Source organism: Moorena sp. SIO3I6 (genome assembly GCF_010672095.1).
Genome location: NZ_JAAHHU010000653.1, coordinates 1 through 2,521, shown reverse-complemented (window position 1 = coordinate 2,521; position 2,521 = coordinate 1). Strand labels below are relative to the sequence as shown.

Sequence of the window (2,521 nt, the reverse complement as noted above, 5' to 3'; positions counted from 1 at the left end):
GGGTAGCGTTAGATGTGGTAATTGTGACCGCATTAGCGTCGATTTCCCTAAGAGTGCTGGGAAACAACCTCCTGCCATTTTTAATTCTTGCGATCGCTGGCATCGTCTGGAACATCTGGGCATTTGTGTTCCTCGCACCCCGTATACTCCCCAGATACTGGTTTGAGCGTGGCATCGGCGACATGGGACAATCCATGGGAGTGACAGCAACCGGTATCTTGTTGATCCAGATGGTAGACCCAGATAACCATACCGGTGCTTTTGAGAGTTTCGCTTACAAACAGTTGTTCTTTGAACCGATAGTAGGTGGTGGCTTGTTTACTGCTGCTGCACCAGCACTGATTGTGCAATTTGGCCCTTCGGTAGTGTTACTGCTAACAACAGGATTACTAGCCTTCTGGTTAATGTTTGGTCTGTGGAACTTTAAGCGGATGAGAAAGACTGTTAGGCAAGCTAATTTATAAAGGGTTACTCGGTGATCAGGCAAGGGAAGCATGCTTCTCTTGCGCAACCCTGGGGGAGATTTGGGCTCTACTATGGTTGGTGTAAACTAAGCTGGTGAAATTTTGTAAGCAGCTATGACCCAGTCGATTCCAAGGATTGCCCTCCGAGAATTTCTCACTCAACCCAATATTGAGGCTTCTCCGGCATGGGAATTAATTGATGGGCGAGCAGTCCAAAAACCAATGCCAACCCTCTTTCACTCCCGCCTACAACGCAATCTGGTTAATTACATCAATGATCGAACCAATCGATTTGAAGCGGTACAGGAGCTACGCTGCATCATACCTCCCTACTCGCCAGTACCAGATATTGCTATCGTTGCCTGGGATCATCTTCCCGATCAGGACGGACCCCTTGATGGAGCACCCGATTGGCTGATTGAAATTCGTTCCCCTGACCAAAGCACTTTAAACTTGCAAAACAAAATTCTTCATTGCCTCAGTAATGGAACACAATTAGCCTGGTTAATCGATTTCGCTCGTCAGCAGATTTGGGTCTGGCAGGGAGATGACCTACCCATAGTCTGTTCAGGAGAAGACATTCTACCAAGCTTAGGCATTCTACCCGAACTTACGGTCAACGGGGTAATGGCTATGACTCGGCGATCATAGATCGTTGCCCCTTGCTTAATTTTCTGCTATTTTATGCCCGAGAGTGATAATGTTGGGTATTGAGGTTCCTTACATTAAATTAAACACTGCTTGTATACTTTATTGCTCTACAAATCCCTATATTAGTAGTCATAGATACCAACATTAATTTGATGAAAGAGATTTTTCAAGGAGAAGTTTTTGCAGATACTGCCAACTTCGATAGTGGTATTCGCCAGCTAATGCCTCGCTATGAGGAAATTCTGGATGTTTTAGCCCGTTGTACTCCTCCTTCTGCCCAGCGAATTCTGGATCTAGGTTGCGGTACTGGCGAAACGAGTTTTAAAATCCTTGATCGCTGTCGGAATGCCGAAGTCATTGCGCTAGATTATTCCCCCCGAATGCTGGCCTTTGCCCGTGCAAAAATTGAGGAGGCTGGATATAGCAATAGATGGAAAGCGTACGAGGGAGATTTTGGTGACTGGGCGAATGACAACTTATCATTACCAGAACAATTTGATGTCTGTGTTTCCTCTTTTGCCATCCATCATCTTACCGATGAGATGAAGCTGAAGTTATTTCAGCGAATTCGGAAAAGTCTCAACCCAGGGGGCGTGTTTTGGAATGCTGACCGGGTTTTGCCAGAATCACCAGCCCTCAAGCAAGTTTACCAGGAAAGGCGAGAGGATTGGGCGCAAAGTCAGGGAACGACCCTAGCAGAAGTTCGCGCTAAGTTCGGAACGAGTATCTCTGAGGGTTATTCTGGTCCTGATCGCTTTACCACCACTTATGCCCATTTACAAATGCTGACAACTGCTGGATTTGCCTCGGTGGCAGTGCCTTGGAAGTATTATGGTATGGCAGTATTTGGAGGGATAGTGGCAACAACAGAGGAACCTAGGCCGTAGAATCAAGTACCTGGGTCAAATTATTGTGATCTTTCCGCTTACCTGACAACAACCAATCATTAATAAGCAACCATTTATGCAAGATTTGTCACAAGACGGAAACTGGTTCAAGCTAGTAGCAGATATCAGAACGTCACAACAAAACCAGACCTGGTTTAATTCAGTAGCAGATGCCTACAACAGAACCAGACCAACCTATCCTCAAACGATAGTTGATCGGGCTGTAGAGTTAGCCAAACTCCCAGATGATGCCACAATTTTGGAAATAGGATGTGGACCGGGAACTGTAACTACAGCGTTTGGAGAATTAGGCTTTAGAATGGTCTGTATAGAACCCAGTGAGTCTGCTTGTAAGCTAGCGCGACAAAATTGTGCCCAGTATCCCAATGTAGAGATTATAGCGGTTTGCGCTTATATTAGTTACAATAGCAGCAATAAGAAAACAATTTTGTTATTTGTTCTTTAGTCAAAGAATCACAACAATCAACTAGACCTTTTTCTAACTCATCTCTGGTCATA

Annotated in this window: 3 protein-coding genes and 1 pseudogene; all 4 read left to right on the top strand. The window is 45.1% G+C overall.

Annotated elements, in window-relative coordinates; genetic code table 11:
* Positions 1-464, top strand: a pseudogene (locus tag F6K49_RS40925) (sodium:glutamate symporter); the annotation flags it as partial.
* A gap of 114 nt (positions 465-578) precedes the next feature.
* On the top strand, positions 579-1,115 hold the full coding sequence (locus F6K49_RS40920) for a Uma2 family endonuclease (RefSeq protein ID WP_293074724.1): 537 nt from the start codon (positions 579-581) through the stop codon (positions 1,113-1,115).
* 152 nt (positions 1,116-1,267) lie between these two features.
* Positions 1,268-2,002 (top strand): class I SAM-dependent methyltransferase, encoded by a 735-nt coding sequence (locus F6K49_RS40915; RefSeq protein ID WP_293106729.1) that lies wholly within the window; start codon positions 1,268-1,270, stop codon positions 2,000-2,002.
* A gap of 76 nt (positions 2,003-2,078) precedes the next feature.
* Positions 2,079-2,468, top strand: coding sequence for a methyltransferase domain-containing protein (locus tag F6K49_RS40910; protein WP_293106726.1), 390 nt, complete (start codon positions 2,079-2,081; stop codon positions 2,466-2,468).
* The last annotated feature ends 53 nt before the right edge of the window (positions 2,469-2,521 follow it).

What these genes read in the sequence shown, in the direction of transcription:
- F6K49_RS40920 (WP_293074724.1), top strand. Translation starts at nt 579, where the DNA reads ATGACCCAGTCGATTCCAAGGATTGCCCTCCGAGAATTTCTCACTCAA.
- F6K49_RS40915 (WP_293106729.1), top strand. Translation starts at nt 1,268, where the DNA reads ATGAAAGAGATTTTTCAAGGAGAAGTTTTTGCAGATACTGCCAACTTC.
- F6K49_RS40910 (WP_293106726.1), top strand. Translation starts at nt 2,079, where the DNA reads ATGCAAGATTTGTCACAAGACGGAAACTGGTTCAAGCTAGTAGCAGAT.